The 18,046-nt window shown below is 55.9% G+C and carries 17 protein-coding genes; 8 read left to right on the top strand and 9 right to left on the bottom strand.

The genetic code is table 11. The features are described from left to right. Positions 1 to 126: 126 nt before the first annotated feature. The gene (locus VNX88_13230) at positions 127 to 2,214 is read right to left on the bottom strand and encodes a TolC family protein (protein ID HWY69625.1); all 2,088 of its coding nucleotides are present in this window, start codon (positions 2,212 to 2,214) and stop codon (positions 127 to 129) included. A gap of 369 nt (positions 2,215 to 2,583) precedes the next feature. Between VNX88_13230 and truA the strand changes: the two genes are divergently transcribed. Then, positions 2,584 to 3,381: a tRNA pseudouridine(38-40) synthase TruA gene (gene truA / locus VNX88_13225; protein HWY69624.1), complete on the top strand. Its 798-nt coding sequence runs from the start codon at positions 2,584 to 2,586 to the stop codon at positions 3,379 to 3,381. Positions 3,382 to 3,453: 72 nt separating this feature from the next. Here truA and VNX88_13220 read toward each other — a convergent pair whose 3' ends face one another. Further along, the gene (locus VNX88_13220) at positions 3,454 to 3,843 is read right to left on the bottom strand and encodes a VOC family protein (protein HWY69623.1); all 390 of its coding nucleotides are present in this window, start codon (positions 3,841 to 3,843) and stop codon (positions 3,454 to 3,456) included. A 63-nt stretch (positions 3,844 to 3,906) separates the two neighbouring features. On the opposite strand from VNX88_13220, the gene VNX88_13215 reads away from it, so the two are divergent. Continuing rightward, complete coding sequence (locus VNX88_13215) at positions 3,907 to 4,350, top strand: MarR family transcriptional regulator (protein HWY69622.1); 444 nt, start codon at positions 3,907 to 3,909, stop codon at positions 4,348 to 4,350. A 372-nt stretch (positions 4,351 to 4,722) separates the two neighbouring features. Here the strand turns inward: VNX88_13215 and VNX88_13210 are convergent, their stop codons facing one another. Then, complete coding sequence (locus tag VNX88_13210) at positions 4,723 to 5,220, bottom strand: GNAT family N-acetyltransferase (GenBank protein ID HWY69621.1); 498 nt, start codon at positions 5,218 to 5,220, stop codon at positions 4,723 to 4,725. Between the two features lie 119 nt (positions 5,221 to 5,339). Here VNX88_13210 and VNX88_13205 point away from each other — a divergent pair, with 119 nt between their 5' ends. Together VNX88_13205 and VNX88_13200 are read left to right on the top strand one after the other, a co-directional pair. After that, positions 5,340 to 5,891, top strand: a complete 552-nt coding sequence (locus VNX88_13205; GenBank protein ID HWY69620.1) for a regulatory protein RecX — start codon at positions 5,340 to 5,342, stop codon at positions 5,889 to 5,891. 112 nt (positions 5,892 to 6,003) lie between these two features. After that, entirely contained in the window at positions 6,004 to 6,804 is an 801-nt protein-coding gene (locus VNX88_13200; GenBank protein HWY69619.1) for an SAM-dependent chlorinase/fluorinase, read from the top strand. A 253-nt stretch (positions 6,805 to 7,057) separates the two neighbouring features. On the opposite strand, the gene VNX88_13195 is transcribed toward VNX88_13200, so the two are convergent. Continuing rightward, positions 7,058 to 7,219: a hypothetical protein gene (locus tag VNX88_13195; protein ID HWY69618.1), complete on the bottom strand. Its 162-nt coding sequence runs from the start codon at positions 7,217 to 7,219 to the stop codon at positions 7,058 to 7,060. Positions 7,220 to 7,340: 121 nt separating this feature from the next. On the opposite strand from VNX88_13195, the gene VNX88_13190 reads away from it, so the two are divergent. The 4 genes from VNX88_13190 (at position 7,341) to VNX88_13175 (ending at position 14,010) form a co-directional block, all read left to right on the top strand. Then, the gene (locus VNX88_13190) at positions 7,341 to 7,700 is read left to right on the top strand and encodes a tetratricopeptide repeat protein (protein ID HWY69617.1); all 360 of its coding nucleotides are present in this window, start codon (positions 7,341 to 7,343) and stop codon (positions 7,698 to 7,700) included. A gap of 178 nt (positions 7,701 to 7,878) precedes the next feature. Beyond that, positions 7,879 to 9,141, top strand: coding sequence for a flavodoxin-dependent (E)-4-hydroxy-3-methylbut-2-enyl-diphosphate synthase (ispG, locus tag VNX88_13185; protein HWY69616.1), 1,263 nt, complete (start codon positions 7,879 to 7,881; stop codon positions 9,139 to 9,141). Between the two features lie 606 nt (positions 9,142 to 9,747). Continuing rightward, positions 9,748 to 12,906 (top strand): carboxypeptidase regulatory-like domain-containing protein, encoded by a 3,159-nt coding sequence (locus VNX88_13180; protein ID HWY69615.1) that lies wholly within the window; start codon positions 9,748 to 9,750, stop codon positions 12,904 to 12,906. A 237-nt stretch (positions 12,907 to 13,143) separates the two neighbouring features. Continuing rightward, positions 13,144 to 14,010: a maleylpyruvate isomerase N-terminal domain-containing protein gene (locus VNX88_13175; protein HWY69614.1), complete on the top strand. Its 867-nt coding sequence runs from the start codon at positions 13,144 to 13,146 to the stop codon at positions 14,008 to 14,010. A gap of 314 nt (positions 14,011 to 14,324) precedes the next feature. On the opposite strand, the gene VNX88_13170 is transcribed toward VNX88_13175, so the two are convergent. The 5 genes from VNX88_13170 to VNX88_13150 all read right to left on the bottom strand — a co-directional run bounded on the left by VNX88_13170 (position 14,325) and on the right by VNX88_13150 (position 18,028). Further along, positions 14,325 to 15,131, bottom strand: coding sequence for a CAP domain-containing protein (locus VNX88_13170; protein ID HWY69613.1), 807 nt, complete (start codon positions 15,129 to 15,131; stop codon positions 14,325 to 14,327). After that, positions 15,128 to 15,397 carry a hypothetical protein gene (locus VNX88_13165; GenBank protein ID HWY69612.1) on the bottom strand — a complete coding sequence of 90 codons (270 nt, stop codon included), beginning with the start codon at positions 15,395 to 15,397 and terminating at the stop codon, positions 15,128 to 15,130. Before VNX88_13165 ends, VNX88_13170 begins: the two co-directional genes overlap by 4 nt. A gap of 199 nt (positions 15,398 to 15,596) precedes the next feature. Continuing rightward, positions 15,597 to 16,259 carry a PspA/IM30 family protein gene (locus VNX88_13160; protein ID HWY69611.1) on the bottom strand — a complete coding sequence of 221 codons (663 nt, stop codon included), beginning with the start codon at positions 16,257 to 16,259 and terminating at the stop codon, positions 15,597 to 15,599. Positions 16,260 to 16,280: 21 nt separating this feature from the next. After that, positions 16,281 to 16,499: a hypothetical protein gene (locus tag VNX88_13155; GenBank protein HWY69610.1), complete on the bottom strand. Its 219-nt coding sequence runs from the start codon at positions 16,497 to 16,499 to the stop codon at positions 16,281 to 16,283. 74 nt (positions 16,500 to 16,573) lie between these two features. After that, positions 16,574 to 18,028 (bottom strand): SPFH domain-containing protein, encoded by a 1,455-nt coding sequence (locus VNX88_13150; protein ID HWY69609.1) that lies wholly within the window; start codon positions 18,026 to 18,028, stop codon positions 16,574 to 16,576. Positions 18,029 to 18,046: the final 18 nt, after the last annotated feature.

The raw sequence follows: 18,046 nt of genomic DNA, 5'->3' as shown, positions 1-18,046 counted from the left end.
CGATGTTCACGCAACTTCACCGCGGAGTGGAGGATGGGCTGTTCTGCAGTATCCACAAAAAGCAGATCCCCCGCGCAAAAGGCGCGCGAGGGATGACAGTCTTGGAGGAGGTGTATGTTTCCGAAGTTATTTCGGGGATTGCTGTGCGACCGGCGGTGTCTGATTCTGCGCCGCGCCTTGTGGGTTCTGTTGCTGTTGAGTTGGTGTAGTGTCAGTCCGCGGAGTGACGTAAGGGACAATTGGCTGCTTCGTCACCGTTCCGTTGAAGGCATCGTCGAGCACAATGCCATTGCGCACGAGCGTGTAACCGGTTACGCGGTCGAGCTCGACGCGCGATTTCTCGTATGCCGTGCGCGCCGCAACGCGATTGCTGTCAGCAGTGGCCAGATCACTTTCAGTTTGCAACACGGCGAAGTTGGTAGAGGCGCCAAGCGCATACTTCTTCTGCTCGGCGTCCAGGCTCTGCTGCCCGAGTTCAAGAGCCTTGTCAGCGGCTTCGACCAGTGCGCGGTTGTTCTGTAAGGAGAACTGCGCGTTGCGCACTGAGATCGCAACCTGGTTTTGCAGTTGTTGGAGACGCATTTCAGCCTGGCGCAGCTCGAGTTCCGAGCGCATTTGATCAGCCTGGGCAGAGCGGTTCCGGATCGGAATGTTCACTTGCAGTCCCAGGCCTTTGTCGGGAGCGGTACTGTTGAACAGGTCGCCAAAAGTATTGCCGAATCCATGTGCAGGGATAGTTCCGGGCGGAGTGCAAAAGAGGGGATTCGAACCTGGACCGCATGCCGCCAACGAATTCTGCGTTCCTCCCAGTCCGTTACCCCCATAGAACGCTACCAGGTCGATGCTGGGCAGCACGCCATTCCCCGCCGCCTTGCGGTTAATCTCGCGATTCGTGAGATCAATGCGCGATTGGGCGAGGTCCGGACGATGCGACAACGCATCGTTGATCAAGTCCTGAATTGGGGTTACCGGTTCCTCTGCCGGAATCGCCATCGTGTCTGTGGGGATCACCGGGGCAGCGGCCAAAATCGGATCAGACAGGTTGCGGGACAACGCGTTCTTCATCAGCAGCTGCTGTAGTTGGAGGTTGGTTTGCGCCACGATCAGTCCCTGCTGATTCGCTGCGACCGTGCTTTGCGCCCGAACTACTTCGATCGGGGCAAGGGTCCCAATTTGAACCTGCTTCTGATTGTCAGAGAGGGTCTTCTGGGCCAACCCCAGCGAGCGCTCCTTGGCTCTTACGTTCTCATAGGCGTTCACGAGATCCCAATAGATATTTTCAATTTGGGAAATCGTTTCGATAAGCTGGTTGCGGAAAGCAACGTCCGCGATCTCGCGGTTATTACGGGCAATCCGAATGAAACGCGTGTTCAGCCCCAAGCCAAGGCCTTGCAGCAGGTGCTGCGTGATCGTCGCGCGGAAACTCGAATTCAACGTTGGATTCAGAGTGTTAAATCGGCTGTTCGTGGTTTGCCGATTGTTTTGAAAGCCTACGGACAGGTTCGTGCCGGGTGAAAATCCCTGGTTGTAGCTGAAGTTTACCGTGCCGGTATTCGACTGCAGGTTGGGAACTCCTGTGAATACCTGGTTGGCCTGTGGCGAGATCGCGTGTTCCTCGGTGAGAGTGCTGGTCACCGCAGGATCGAATTGCGGCACGCCGGGACCTGCTCCGGCGGTTGACAACACAATTCCCGAAGTACCAGTGCCGGCTCCGCCGGCCCCGCTCGTCGTACCACCGGCGCCTGCACCCTGATTGCCCGTGCCGGTTCCAGTGCCACCTTGCCCCCCAGGCGTACCCTGAACCAGCCCAGTGTTTACACCGCGGAATCCCTGTCCAGCCTTGGTGCGCAGGATATCGGTATCGGCAATAGGCAGGTTATAGCGCGCGATTGCCAGATCGAGGTTGTTTTCCAGGGCAAGAGCGACCGCGTCCGACATCGAGAGATAGATCTTTCCATCGCGAACTAGCTGGTCCATACGGGGAGAGTTCGCTAGATTCGGAGCGGGTACGTTCCGCGTCTTGTATGGAGCTATCGGGCCCTTCAGGAAGCTGTATCCGTTGGCGTAGTTCAGTCCTCCAAAGGACTCACCACGGCTGGTCTGTGTAGCCGTCGCATGCTGGGGGGTTGGCGCATTGGGCGCCTCTTGAGCGAGGAGCGAACGTCCCAGCAGTAGGCCGCCGGTGAGGGCAACGCCAGCGGCGATGCGGCGCATGCTCTTCTTATTTCCTTTGAAACACAACACACACATGTGCGATCTCCAATTGCCTTGGAAGTGAACGAGATTGAAACTGCTGCGACCCGAGAATTGTCATCACAAATCGTTTGTCCCGGGTCAAACCTGAAATACGATCCGTTGGACGGATAAGTTCCATCACAGCCCGAACATAGCGCCGGCCATGATTCGTTGTGGGAAGCGCCTAGTATAAAGTGGGAAGCGCCTAGTATAAATCAGGCCAACGACGCGGATGGCACTCCCTTAAGATTACGGCTACGATTTCCTTCGATGAATAGACTGGGATTTCGATTCATTCTTAGCTGCTTTTTTACATTGCTGACCTCTAAGAAAGTCCTGCCGGCGTAGATAAGACGCTCGACAGGGCATCAAAACGACAGGGACGACGGGATAGCTAGAAAATTCAAAATCACACTCGCCTATGACGGCACCGACTTTTGCGGCTGGCAAGTTCAACCGCAGCGGCCGACGATTCAAGGCACGCTGTCCGACGCCATCGAACGGGTGACCGGTGAGCGCGTTCTGCCTCAAGGCTCAGGACGAACCGACGCGGGCGTCCATGCGCTCGCGCAAGTTGCGAGCTTCGCATTGGAATCGCCGATCCCCGCAGAAAATCTGCTTACAGCGCTCAATCACACGCTGCCGGTTTCAGTAAGAGTGACAGCAGTGGAGGAAGTACAGCCGGAATTTCATGCGCGCCACTCCGCGACAGCCAAGACCTACGAGTATCGAATCTTTCGCGGTGGTGTCTGCCCGCCGTTTATGGCGCGTTATGTTCATCATCATCCGTATCCGCTAGACGAGGACGCGATAGCGGAGGCTGCTGGGCGCGTAATCGGAAGGTACGATTTCGCCAGCTTTGCCGCGGTTGATCCGGAGCGTGGAAAAGATGACGAAGAGCTCGACAACGTGCGCACGATCTTCGCTTCGGAATGGAGCCGCCAGGGCGATCTATTCGTCTACAGAGTGCGGGGCGACGGATTCCTTCACCACATGGTACGCAATCTTGTCGGAACTTTTCTTCTTGTGGGCAAAGGTAGCTTGGCTGCTGATTCCATTCCTGAGATCCTTGCGGCTCGACGGCGCTCCGATGCTGGACCAACAGCCCCGGCCAGCGGGCTGTTTCTAGTCAATGTCGAGTATTAATCGGCTGCATGGCAGACGCATCAGCATGGTAGAGACGCAGCATGCTGCGTCTCTACGACGAGGCGGAGGGCTTCAAGGCTTCGGTGGGCGCACTTCGCTCATTAGGCCCAGCAGATTGCCTTCGCTGTCGCGGAAGAATGTCATCCACAAGTCATGATCGGGCAACTTCGCGATCAGGTGCGGCTTGTCGACAAATTCAACTCCGCGGGACTTTATCTGTTCATGCGCCTGGTGGATCTCGGGAACTTTGAAATAGATGACTGAAGTTCCCACTTCAACCTTCTCCGGCTTATCAAGCATCAACCGAATGCCGCCACAATCGAAAAACGCAAGATTGCCAGCAGAGAACAGATACTTCATCGCCAGCTTGTCGCGATAGAACTCCGTGGCGCGTGGGATGTCCTTTACCAGGATGGCAATTTGCCCAATCTTGTCGAGTGCGATCTGGGTTCCAGCCAGCATACAAACCTCCATAAGCGTGCTACGATCTAATTAGTTAGCTATGCTAACTATCTAGCCGAGAAGATGTCAACGGCAAAGGAAAAGCGCGAATTGGAGCTTGCCGACCGGCTGCATTCTGCGGCCATTCACCTGCTGCGGCGTTTGCGCATTCAGGACCTCGCCAGTGGAATCGGTCCGGCAAAGCTATCGGCGTTGTCTGTACTCGTATTTTCTGGACGACCGCTCACGCTGGCCGAGCTTGCGGCAGCCGAGCAGGTGAAGAATCCGACCATGAGCCGCCTGATTGCGGCGATGGAGCGCGAGCGCCTCGTGCGGGTCGCGCGGGCAAGAGAGGATGCACGGTCGATTCTGATTACTCCGACTCGCCGCGGCAAGGCCTTGTTACTTGCGGGAAAGAAGCGGCGGGTGGAGTCCCTGGCGAAGGCGCTCCAGCCTTGCGAAGAGGTGGAGTTGGACCAACTCGGGAAGAGCGTCGAATTGCTGAATCAAGTGATTCGACGAATCTGATTTCCTATCTCTGATTTCTCGTTGACAAAAATCTTTCAACTCCAAATTCGGCCCGAAAGAAATCAGATTGTCATCCTGAGCCGTGATTTCGGGCGAAGGATCTCCCGGAATGCTTAGGACTCGAACGCTGCGTCGCGGCTCTCTGGCCCAGTTCCGCTCTGTCGTAATTGGGCTCAGCCAAAATGAAGTCTCTGGCCGAAGAGCCAGGAAAGAGCATTCAAGATCGACACATCGCGGGAGATCCTTCGGCCAACCTCGGGCCTCAGGATGACAGAGCTGTAAAGGAAAGCTCATTCTTGCTTCAGTGGTCTCATCAAACTTCAATCGTTTCATCAACCGATGAATGGCAAATTCGCGAAAAGTGGCTTCAGACTATCGGATGTCCTTCACGTTCTCAATCAAAGCCATACCAAAGAAATCCGAGACGTGCCCTGAGCGAACGTACCCGTGCTTCTCGTAGAACCTCATTGCGGTCAGTAGCGGCTGTGTCGTATCGAGGGTGACACGAACACATCCGCGTGCTCGTAACCAGGCTTCAATCGCGGCCAACAGTTCTGCGGAAACTCCAGAGCCTTTGTATTGCGGCAGCACAGCCATGCCGCGAAGATGTCCTTCGCCAGGGTGAGATTCCGTTCCGGCAACTGTTCCAATGATTTCTCCGTTCGAGATCGCAACCAGCACATGCATTGTCTGCATGCGCGCACTGAGCGCGCCCTCATCGATAACAGTATCGGCATAAGCTCCAGCAGTGTATTGCTCACGATATGGCTCGAAGGCCTCCGCCAGACACTTCAGAATGGGCTGCTCGTCCCCTTCCCTCGCCTGCCGAATTTCGACCGCGACCTTCGAGTATCGCTTTGATTCACGCATGGAATCCAGGTCTATCTCAACCGCGATTATCGGATGACCACTAACCTCTGGAGTCTCAGGAAAATTCGTCAACGCACTTTGGCAGCAAAGGTTCCACGTGTCTCTGCTACCCTTTGCCCATGTCGTTCCCTGGAACCAGGCGAAAGCGGACCCTGACCGATGTGGAGCTGTATGACTATGCTGTCGGCTCGCTGGCGCGCAAGATGCGAACGGTAGCGGAGCTGAAGCGGCTCTTGCGGCTGCGAGCTGAGCCTAATGAGGATGGGGCCCTGGCAGTAGAGGCGGTAATCGCCAAGCTCAAAGAACAGAAATTCCTGAATGATGCCCGCTATGCGGCGTCTTATTCCCAATACCGGCAGAGCAACGAGAAATTCGGACGCCGACGCGTGGTCACCGATCTCAAGATCAAGGGCGTCCACAGCGAAGTCATCCAGCAAGCGGTTGATGCTGCGTATGAGGATGTAAACGAGGAGAAGCTCGCGCGTCAGTTCCTGGAGCGTAAACGGCGTAAGAAGCCGCAGAACGAACGTGAATCGGCGCGCATCTTTCGCATGCTGGTGCGGGCTGGATTCTCTCAGGGCACTATCTTCAAGGTCTTAAAACGTTGGGACGTGGACGACGATGTGATTACGGCATTGTCATCCGAGGCCGATGAATTTTCTTCGGAATGAACCTACTGATTACTCGCGACTGACAACTCGCGATTGCATTCTTGACTTCCCTGTGTGCGCAAGTTAACTTCGCGCAGCTTCTATAGTTAGCTCAACTCTCTGAGGATCGCTCTTGCCCAACCGACTAGTCACACTCACTACGGACTTTGGACTCAACGATCACTTTGTCGGCACCATGAGAGGCGTGATCCTTAACATCAACCCGCAGGCGCAGATCGTTGATATCTGCAACGAGGTGAATTCTTTCGACGTTCTCGATGGCGCTCTTACCATCGCCCAGGCAGCCTCGTACTTCCCTTCCGACACTCTGCATGTCGTGATCGTCGATCCCGGGGTCGGATCACAGCGCCGGCCTATTCTCGTCACCAACGAGAAACAGGTTTTCTTAGCGCCTGATAACGGAGTGCTGTCTCTGGTCTACGAGCGCTCCGAGCGTCTGAGCGTAAGGCACGTGACCGCCGAACACTACTTTCTGCAGCCGGTCAGTCAGACTTTCCACGGACGGGATGTCTTTGCAGCCTGTGCCGGCTGGCTGAGCAAGGGAGTCGAAGTCAGTAAGTTCGGCGAAGAGATCACGGACTACATTCGCTTCGCCGCGCCGAAACCAAAACCGATTGATGAAAAGAGCTTCAAGGGCGTCGTGCTGAAGACTGACAAGTTCGGGAATCTCATCACCAACATCACCGCTAAAGACATTCCACAGCTATTTGAGGAGGCGCCGCCTTCGTTCAAGGTCACCGTGGGCAAAGCTGAAATCACAAAAATGAAGAATGCCTACGCGCAAGCTACACCTGGAGAGCTGTTCGGAATCCTCGGCAGCATGGGATATCTGGAGATTTCGGCCAATCGTGCCGCGGCGAATCGTCTGGCAGGGGCGGATCGGGGAAGTGATGTAACGGTAGTTTTGGGTTAATTCTCAAACGTCTCTCACTGTCATCCTGAGCCCCTCTTTTGGGCGAAGGATCTCCCGCGATGTATCTGACTCGAATGCTGCCTCGTAGCTCTTTGGCCGTGCTTTAGTTTTTTTCAATTTGAAATCCGCTAAATCGGACTCTTTGGCCGAAGAGCCAGGAAATGGCATTTGAAGTCCGAAGCATCGCGGGAGATCCTTCGCCCAAAAGAGGGGCTCAGGATGACAGTTCTAGTGGAACTGATTGCGCGACGAATTACGGGTTTTTAGGCTTCGGGCGCGCGTAGTCTTCCATCGTCGCCGTCCACTCCAGAAATCGCTTCAGTTCGCGACGCTCGCGCCAAAGAAATCCCCAGAATTCGATGAAACCGATTTTGTCCATCTTTAGGCCGGTGTAGGTTTCAATTCTCCAACGCAAGTACGGACTCCGCCACGGAGCCAATCGATGGCCACGCGTGGCAATCCAAATGAATCGCAGAACTTTCTTCATTCTCTCGATTGGCAGTATAGCGGTTCAAAACTGCTAGACTTTTTTGTTCATGTCCGACTCCAGGCAGCAGGCTGAAGATCATTACTACGCGGCGCTCGATTTCTTCGCTGAGGGCAAGCACGACCAAGCTGTCGCTGAGTACGAGAAATGCCTCGAGCTTGATCCGTGCCACTCCGAGGCGTTACACGGCCTGGCTCGCGCCTATCAGGACGCGAATCGCTTCGATGAGTCGATTCAGATATCCAAGCGATTAGTCGAACTCGATCCCGACGACATCCTCGCCCACACCAGCCTTTCGATCGCGTATCAAAAGAAAGGCATGATCCCCGAAGCCGAGGCGGCCGCAAATCAGGCGCGGATTCTCGGGTGGAAGAAGCAGCTTCGTGAGGGAAAAGACAAATCGTTCTAACCACGGAGACACGGAGTCACGGAGAACAGCCAGCGCTAACCACGAAGGATCACTAAGAGATCAGGGCCAAATCCCCAGAGCCTGTGTATTTGTTCTTGCCCTTTGAGGTTCTATCCGGCTGTTCTCCGTGCCTCCGTGTCTCCGTGGTTAGAACGCTCTTTGTTAAACTAAAGATTCCATGTCTCAGATTCAGCGTAGAAAGACCCCGACCGTTCATATCGGCCAGGTGCGCGTTGGCAGCGATGCACCAGTAGTGGTGCAGTCGATGACCAATACCGATACTGCCGACATTGCCGGCACCATTAAGCAGGTTGCAGCGCTGGCTCGCGCCGGCTCGGAGCTGGTCCGGGTGACCGTAAACAACGACGCGGCTGCGCAGGCGGTACCGCATATCGTTGAAGGGCTGGAGAAGATCGCCCTCACCGTTCCGGTGATTGGGGACTTTCACTACAACGGACACCTTCTGCTGAAGAAGTATCCGGCCTGCGCACGAAGTCTGGCGAAATACCGCATTAACCCCGGGAACGTCAGCATTGGGAAAAAAGACGACGAGAACTTTCGCACCATGGTGGAAGTTGCCGTCGAGAATCAAAAGCCGGTGCGCATCGGCGTTAACTGGGGATCGCTCGATCAACAGTTACTCACACGCATGATGGACGAGAACTCTCGTCTTGCCGAGCCGCTGGACGCGCGCGAAGTGACGATGGAAGCCATGGTTGTGAGCGCGCTCAACTCGGCTGCCATTGCTGAGAAGTACGGCTTGCGCGCCGACCAGATCATCATCAGCGCTAAGGTCAGCGGCGTACAGGATCTGCTGGATGTCTATCGCAGCCTCGCATCGCGCTGCTCCTACGTCCTCCATCTCGGATTGACCGAAGCCGGAATGGGAATGAAAGGTGTCGTCGCCAGCTCGGCAGCACTGGCTCCGCTGCTCACTCAAGGTATCGGAGATACCATTCGCGTCTCTCTCACCCCGGCTCCCAACGGCGATCGTACGGAAGAGGTACTCGTCGCGCAGCAAATCTTGCAGTCGCTCGGAATTCGCAGCTTTACTCCGCAGGTTACGGCATGTCCGGGCTGCGGGCGCACTACGTCAACCTTCTTCCAGGAACTGGCAGAGCAGATTCAGGGCCACGTACGCAGCAGTATGCCGGTATGGAAAGAGAAATATCCGGGTGTGGAAGAGATGAAGCTCGCGGTCATGGGTTGTGTGGTGAACGGACCCGGTGAATCGAAGCACGCCAATATCGGCATCTCGCTGCCGGGAACGTTTGAAGAGCCAAAGGCTCCAGTATTTGTGGATGGAAGATTAATGACGACGTTGCGCGGCGATCACATCGTCAAGGAATTCATCGGGATTCTCGATGAGTATGTCGAAACCCGATACGGCGCCGCTGCCACATCCGCTGCGAACAAGGCCGAGTTCGCGACCAAGGCCTAGTTCGCCATTACTTCAGCGGAGACGCCCTGCCTTCGCCTGACTATTCGTCACCCCAAAAGGGCGTCTAAACTTGGCGGCCGGTTAGCCGCCCCTGATCCCGTCGCAAGCGATCAGGACCGGTTATGAATGCGGAGTATTTGTACTACGGGCCCTAATAGTTAGTAATCCAATAACCCCGTACAAACACTACTTGGCTGCCAACGATCCAAACGCTACGCCAGCCCATACCGCAAACACGGCACAGTTCACAGCGATGCGGAACCACGCGTTGTCGAACAGTGAGTTGTACTTTGCGTCGAACATTGTATTTCTCCTCTCGTATCTATAGACGGCATTTGTGTGCTGTCGTTAGTGAATACGCGGAAAAATGTCGCAGGGTTCCATTGCGGGATCACTATATTTTTGTTCATGGCTTGCTAACCGCGAAGGCTTTTTATCGTCAGGGCCTCCCTCTCAGGTTTTCCACTCAAATGTTCGCAGCCACTCAGAAATTCGAATTTTGAATAGTGCAAGTACGTGAATTTTGGATTAACATTCTGCGACTTCCCAAGAAGCTGAACGAAGTTCCCGGTCGCGTGTGGCCGGAAATGTGATGAGGAGCCCCGAATGATCTCCCTGCGTCGTATCTCTCTGTTCGTGCTTGCCATTTTCCTGATGACAAGCGTTGCGTTTTCTCAAACCCAGATCACAAGCGGCGTCATCCAAGGCACGGTACTTGACCCGTCCGGAGCGGTAATACCGGGGGCTTCGGTTGAGGCCCACAATCTTGATACTCAAATAAGGCAAGCGACAACCAGCGACGAGAGTGGCAGGTTCTCGTTCCTCGCGCTAGCGCCGGGACGATACGAACTCATCGCCAAGAAAGAAGGATTTTCGACCGTCGTCACTCAAGGCGTCGATTTAACTGTCGGCCAGGCAAGGATTCTAAACTTCACGATGAAGGTGTCCTCCGCCGGCGAGACGGTCACCGTCAATGCCACTACGGTCATCGACACGACGGCGACCGAATCAAGCAGCACGCTGAACAACATCACCATTGCGCAAACTCCCATTCTGGGAAGAAAGTTTGAAGACCTGCTTACGCTCACTCCCGGAGTAAGCATCGTGCAGGGGCCTGATGGCGACGAGATCACCTTTGCCGGCCAACGCGGAATCTACAACAACATCAGCCTTGACGGCGGCGACTACAACAACGGCTTCTTCGGCGAGCAAGTCGGAGGACAGCGGGCGGCCATCGACATAACTCTCGACGCCGTAAAAGAGTTTCAGGTAGTAGCTACCGGAGCCACCGCTGAGTTCGGACGCACCGCCGGCGGAGTGGTGAACGTGATCACTAAATCAGGTACCGATCAGTTCCACGGCAGCGCCTTTCACTTCCAACGCCTGGAAGCGCTCAGCGCCGACACGTCCGACGGCAAGCCCCTCCAGGACTTCCATCGCGAGCAGTTTGGCGGAACAGTGGGCGGTCCGATCATCAAGCAAAAGATGTTCTTCTTCGGAGCGGTCGAGCAGATTCTCGAAAATCTCAATCGGCCAAACCTAAGCTCGCCGCTTGGCACTTGTTCTGTAGGTACGCCCGTGGTTGGAACGAATGACGCGCTGATCGGAGGCAATTCCGAGTGCCAGCGCCTGGCTCTGCTCAACTTCTTCAAGAACAGCGTTAATCAGAACGAGGGGCTTCCGGTCCAGCATGAGATTCACAATACCGCGCTCCTCGGCAAATATGACTGGACCGTCAACACTGCCAACAACCTGAGCGCGTCCTACAACTTCGATCGCTCCAATAATCCCAATCAGACCTTCGACGTGCCTACGTACGGGACCTCGGCCAATGGAATCGAGGGTCCTTCCAAAATTAACTCGGTCAACTTCAATCTCTTCACCAGCGTATCGAGCAAGAAAGTAAACGAAGGTCATTTCAGCTTTTCGCGAGAGGATCGTCCACGATCGGCGGTTACATCAAACGTACCGGCAGACACCGCGATGGGATTCGCTCCATCCTTCCGTTTTGGGCATCCGTTCTTCCTGGGACCCAATATCGATGAAGTTTTCAAGCGTATTCAGGTGCGCGACAACTTCTCGATCGTTTCCGGTAATCACACGATCAAGTTTGGTGGAGAGTTCCTACACAGCAACAACGCGCAGGTCTTCCGCGGATTCTTCCAGGGCCGTTACATCTTCGACTCAGTCGTTGGCTTCATGCACTTCGCCACGCCGGCGACTGCCACCAGCCACGGCTTTGGTCCGAACACAGCGGAGTGCGCCAACGGAAGCTTCGTGAATCAGGGCGAGAAGTGTCCCGATGGATTCACTGCCACCGCGAGCCCGCTGCTTCTCTATCTTCAGGGCGCCGGCACTGGTTTAACGAACGTTACTCCCGGAGCTTCCGACATCAGCAACAACAATTACGCCTTCTTCCTGCAAGACAAATGGCAATTCCGTCCGAACATCACCTTCAATTACGGTTTGCGCTGGGAATCTCAAACATTTCCGGATCCGGTGATACCGCCATCAAAGACCGCGTACGGCACAAATCTGAGCGATCCAAGATTTCCTTCGGACGGCAAGATCCCGAACGCCACCAAGATGTTTCAGCCGCGAATCGGCGTTTCCTGGGACATTAGGAACAACCAAAAGTCGGTTGTGCGAGCCAGTTGGGGCATCTACAACGCACAATTGAACATGCTCACTCAAGTAGGAGCGATTACAACTAACGGAGTTCAACAGCAAACATTGTTTGCAGGTAACGTGGCCACTTGTCCGCTGACGCCGGCTCCAACAAACGGCACTTGCCCCGGCGTTCCAGCAGCCTACACGCAGGTCTTCATCAGCCCGAACGGTCCGAAGCCGCAGTGGCCGAACGTGATTCCGTTCACTCCGTCTGGTGGAGGGTTCCCATTCCAGCCCGGCGTTACGGTGTTTAACCGCAACTACAACAATCCTCGAACCTACACTGCGAACTTTGGGTATCAGCAGGAGTTGGCAGCCAATTGGGCAGGATACCTCGATCTCACTTACTCCCAGGGTGTCTATCTGACGCGCTTCGTGAATCCAAACACTGGCGCGGCTCTTCCCATTCAGCCGACCGACAACGTCGACACCGTGAGTTACGCACCCGGACCGTTCACCAACCTCGGTACGATTACGGATACGCAGAGCAGTGCCCATTCGCTCTATCGAGGCCTCACAGTCGGAGCCAGGAAGAGGTTCAGCCAGAACTATCAGCTGGAATTCAACTACGTGCTTTCGGAAGACGTAGACGATGACTCCAACGAACGCGATCCCTTCACCTTCCGTTATTTCAATCGCTTCGATTTCCGCAGAGACTATGCGTTCTCGGATCGTGACGAGCGACACAGATTCAATCTGTTCGGCTACATGAAGCTGCCATACGGAATTGAATTTAGTCCGCGTATGCAGGCACATACGGCTCAGCCGATCACTGACAACCCTTTAGGCACTGGCACTGGAGCGCCATGCAGTTCTAACAATTCGAGGACTCGCGTGGTGAACGGAATCGACTGCGGGCGCAATCACCTGCGCAAGGACAACGGCTACTTCAGCTTCGATTGGCGTGGAGCTCGTCCGTTCCATTTTGGGGATCGTTACGCATTGATTCCTCAAATTGAGATGTTTAACAGCTTCAACAACAAGAACAACATCAATCCGCTAGTGAGTCCGGCACTCTTTAACTTCGACGGGTTTCTGCGCGAAGGCGTAGGCGATCCGCTGCAAGTTCAGTTGTCGGTGAAGTTCACTTTCTGATCCAGTACGAAGTCGTGAGGGGCTGCTGCGGCAGCCCTCTTTTTGCGCTTTGCTCGCGGCGACGCTCTCTTACACTGTCATCCTGAGGCCCTCTTTTGGCCGAAGGTTCTCCCGGAATTTTTTGGACTTACTTGCTCCGGCCCGGCTCTTCGGCCAGAATCCTCGTGTAAAGCCTCGAAGCAGCATTTACGTCTGAGACATCGCGGGAGATCCTTCGTCCGCCGCGGCGGACTCAGGATGACAGTATTTAGTCACGAACGCATCGGCCAAATCATGCCCCTTCAGCCCATCCTCACCGTCGACCTGTTCCCCGTGCTCGAAGGCATGCTCATCGAAGTGCTCAGGTGCCTGCGACATGACGACTGGTCGCGTCCCACTTTGGCAAAGCAGTGGACGGTCAAAGACGTCGCCTCTCACCTGCTCGACGGCAATCTAAAACGGCTCTCAATCCAACGAGATGGCTTCTTCGGCCTTGCGCCTCCGCCGCGAGAAGGCTACGAGGCTTTCGTGGGATTCATCAACCGCAACAATACCGATTGGGTGCAGGCCGCGCGTCGGCTTAGCTCGCGAGTCTTGATTGACTTTATGGAGATCACGTCGAAGGAAGTACACGATCTCTTCCGCGGACTTGATCCCGATGCACCTGCGCTCTGGGGAGTCACATGGGCGGGAGAAGAGACTTCTGCGAACTGGTTCGACATTGCACGCGAGTACACGGAACGGTGGCACCATCAGCAGCAGATTCGGGTCGCGGTTGATCGACCAGGAATCAGCAGCCGTGAACTTTACTTCCCAGTGCTCGATACGTTCATGCGCGGCATGCCACATGCGTTCCGCTCAGTGAAGGCTCGCGAAGGAACGGTTGTCGAGATTCAAATCACTGGTGAGGCTGGAGGCTCATGGTTCGTGGAGAGGACGGATTCCGCCTGGATCTTGGAACAACACGCGCCGTCTGCGGAGGCGACGCTGAAGATGGATCAGGAGCTGGCCTGGCGCGTATTCACTAAGGCTGTTGACGTGCAAACCGCGGCACGCGAGGTTGACGTTAGAGGCGATCGCTCTCTCGCGATGCAGGCATTATCGCTAGTTGCGGTGCTTGCGTAGACATCTTCTAACTAAGTGCTTTGTACTGTCATCCTTCTATAGTGTCATCGTTACTATTAGGACTGTCATCCCTCACTCCGCAGCGAAGCCCTTTGTCCTGTGAGTGAGTTGAACCGCGGAGTTGGGGATCTGCTGTTCGTCTGCCACGCCGTGGATGCCAAGAACAGCAGTTCCCCCCGCGCTGCAACAACGAGTTCTCGAAGCGCAGGCGGACCACATGCGGCGCGAGGGATGACGGTTCTAAAAGGGAACATCGCATTATTAGTCTGTAGAAAACTGGAAGAGTGGTGTTCAGGAAAACTGGCCAGGGGGCCTCAGCGATACAGAATCACCACTACACGATAGGTGCTCATGCCATCATTTCCGGCCTTGGTGGCGCAGGCTCCGATGGAATAGTTGCCCGAGGGAAGTTCGAGCACCTTGTTCATGAGATTGGAAGGAAGATCGGTAGGACTTGGAGTGGTGAAGTTAAACGCGGACGCCTGAGCGCCCGGATGCGGCAAGGCAGCGAAGGCCGCGCTCGCAGAACTATCTCCTGAGCAGGCCACGCGGCGTAACTGAGAAGAATGCGTTGCCTTCAGCACTGCCAGCCGACGGTTACTTCTGCGGGACGCGAGCTGTTGTTCAACCGCTTGTTCGAAGTCCTCCGGCGAGAGATTTTGGAGCCCGGTGGCAAAGTCCGTGGTTGCCCATAGTCGGTTGCCGGAGCGCACGATTCCCACACCCATTTCGTTGTAGACAGGATTCAGCAGGTTGGCGCGATGCCCGGGCGAGCGCATCCATCCGCTCTGCAACTCCTCGGCACTGTCGGCGTATCCTACGTTCTCAGCCGCGCCGCTGAACTTCGCGCCACGCTCCGATAGCCGCTGGGTAAAGGGCGGTTCGCCCTTCAACTGGTGGCTCAGTTCCTTGCGACCCGCCATCTCATCGGAATGCAGGCGAGCAGCCAGAGCCAATCTGTTGTTCCACTTGAGCGGCGGAGCATTTACTTTTGCGCGCTCCTGGTTCGTCCATTCCAGGATTTGCTGCTCCATCTGCGTGGTGCTGGTGATCTCTTGACCGAGCAGCCGCAGCGAAAAAAAAATAGAGAGCAGCAATACAACGCACGATACTCGAATCATTTCGTAGGTTTGCGCCGCGCTGATCCAGCCGACTTGGAATTGCCGGCTTTGCCTTCATTCTGCGCAGGAGCTGCAGATGCGGCCTGTCCCGTGGGTTGAAGTGCGGATCCGGCGTCCAGCTTCTGGCGTCGCTCGAGCAAGGCTTTGTCGCGCTCGATTTGTTTGCGCAGCTTTTCCGCCTTCATCTGAAGGCGTTCGGCGGGCGTCTGCTTCTTTGATTGCTCGGCCCAGTGTTTTTCAAGATCGCGTTGGCTTTGGTTCTTCACGGAAAAAGAATCGCACAAATGAGTGGATAAGGCGAGAGCGCAGGCGCGGTGGGCCGCGGCACTCGGCTGTCGGCGTTCGGCCAGCAACCAGCCTTGAGCACCAAGACTAGATTCCCATGTCTTCGATTGCCGGGCGAGCTCGGTGCTACTTAAAATAGTTTGCTGGCCGAACGCCGAGAGCCGAGTGCCGACAGCCGCTTTACGCTGACGCGCTCTTGTTCTTGATCTCGGTCAGCAGGCGCTCGATTTCGTCCTCGCGTTCCAGCGTCGCGAAACGATCCTCGATCGACTCGCCGGTCAGCTCCTGATGCGCGTGGTTGATGGCCTCGCCGCGCTCGACCTTCTGTTTCATGCGGTCGAACGTCTCAACATGCTTGCCATTGCCAGCAGCGGACTGCGCGGTGCGAGCCTTCCCGACCACGCGAGACCGGCGAGCCTGGGCAACTAGCACGTCGCACTTCGATTGCGCTTCTTCGAGCTTTTGTTCGAGCTTGCGAAAAGCGGTCTTCAGATTCTCGACCTCGATCTTCTGATCGGCAACCTGCTGCTCGAAGTTCTGCGCAGTTTGCTTCGTGCTTAGCGAGCGCTCGATAGCGGCCCGCGCGAGATCGTCTTGCTTCTTCGAAACAGCGAGCTCCGCCTTGCGCGTCCACTCGGCCGCTTTCTCGAGGTTTTCTTTCTGCTTCTTCTCGAGCAGATGCTGATCGGCGATCGCAATCGCCACTTGCGTCTTCACCTGAAGAAGCTGGTTCTGCATGTCGAGGATGACCTGCTTGATCATCTTCTCGGGATCTTCTGCCTTATCGACCAGGTCATTGATGTTGGCCCGGATTAACGTCGAAACTCTTTCCAGTAATGCCATGACTCAACTCCTTTCCATTCCTCACCCATTCCCCTGCATTTGCGTGGTTTGCGTCTTCAGCGATTTGGCGTCAGGCGCACAATCACTCGATGCACAGGTAGCCCGATTTCTTTCGCGCCCTGCCAGCACGGCGCCGAGCGCCGCTCCCACGGCGGTCCACACAGCGAGGTGTCCGTTGAGAATGCCGAAGACCACCCCGCTCAGCAGCACCGCGACGAATGCACCCTTCCATGTATTCATGACCTCTCTCCTTCGAGAACCCATTCAGCCTGGCTAGAGACGTCCACCGCGGCGGGCGTCTCTGCCAGCGACCACTACTGTGTCTGCGAACCGGCGCCCGCCGACTTCTTCTTTGAGGCATCGCCATCTGTCTTGTCGGGCTTCAACTGCTTCACCCGGCCGAGCAACTCGTTCATGTTCATGCCCGAGAAGGCTTCGAACAACGCCGGAACCTGCGCCGCGATCTTCGCCATATCGCCGGTGATCTTGCTGGCACCGGCAGCTCCGTCGTTTCCAGTGGAGACAATCGTGATCTTGTCGACGTTCGCGAGTGGCGCGGCCATCGCACGGACCACTTCGGGAAGACTGGTAATCAGCTTATCGACCACAGCCGCCTGGTTCCACTCCTGATAGGCTTCGGCCTTCACGTTCATCGCCTTGGCTTCAGCCTCGCCTTTCTTGAAGATAATCTCGGCTTCAGCCTCACCTTGCGCGCGCGTCGCGGAGGCGCGACCTTCGGCTTCTAACATTTGGCGCTGACGATCGGCTTCTGCCAGCGTTTGAATGCGTTGACGCTCGATCTCAGCCTCTTTCAGCACGGTTGCGATCAGTTCCTTCTCGTGGCGTAGGATTTCCGCTTCCTGCACCTTGATCTGTTGCTCTTTCTCGATCTGCTGCACCTTCACAGCCTCGGCAATCACCGTCTGCTGCTGAATGTTGGCCTGGATCTCATAAGCCTTATCGGCCTGTGCCTGCTGCTTCTTAATCAGCTCCGAGTAAGTAGCTTTCTTGACCTCAAGATCGCGCTGCGCCTCGGCCTGTTTGGCCTGCGAAAGCGTTTCGGCGAGCACGCGCTCCTGGTCGGCTTTAGCCTTCGCAATCGCCGATTCCCTCAGAGCCTCCGCGCGCTTGATTGCTGTATCGCGTTCGGCTTCGGCGGCGGCTACATCAGCGTCGCGCTTTATGCGAGCAACGTCGGGACGCCCCATATTGGCGATGTACTCGTTCTTGTCCTTCACTTCCTTGATCGTGAACGACACGACTTCGAGTCCCATCTTGTTCAGATCGTCGGAGCAAGTCGATCGCATGCGGTCGGCAACCATCTCCGGCTCCTTCACGATCTGTTCCACCGTGAGCTGTCCGATGATGCCGCGCAGATGTCCTTCCATCACCAGACGAATCAGGCCTTCACGCTGCGCCGGTGTCTTGCTCAGGAACTGCTCGGCAGCGGTGAAGATCGAGACCTCGTCGGACTTCACTTTGATCTGCGCCACCGCTTCCACGGACACAGCGACGCCCTGGTTGGTGTACAGGTCCTGCTGTGGCGCGACGTCGAACGACATCAGCTCGAGCGACAACATGCGGCAGCTTTCGAATAACGGAAATACCACCGTCCCATGTCCGATCCGCACGCGCTTTCCTTTGAAACCGTAGACAATCAGCGCCTCATTCGGTCCGGCCTTGACGAAGAGCTTTGCCAGCATTGCCAGGAGGAACATCGTTCCCAGCACCGCCAGTCCAGTAACTACCTGCCATGAAAAGTTCGGCATAACATTTCTCCTTGGGCT

Source organism: Terriglobales bacterium, from assembly GCA_035567895.1.
Classification (GTDB): domain Bacteria; phylum Acidobacteriota; class Terriglobia; order Terriglobales; family Acidobacteriaceae; genus Gp1-AA112.
The sequence above is the reverse complement of the archived record's forward strand: the minus strand, read 5'-3'. Positions and strand labels throughout refer to the sequence as shown.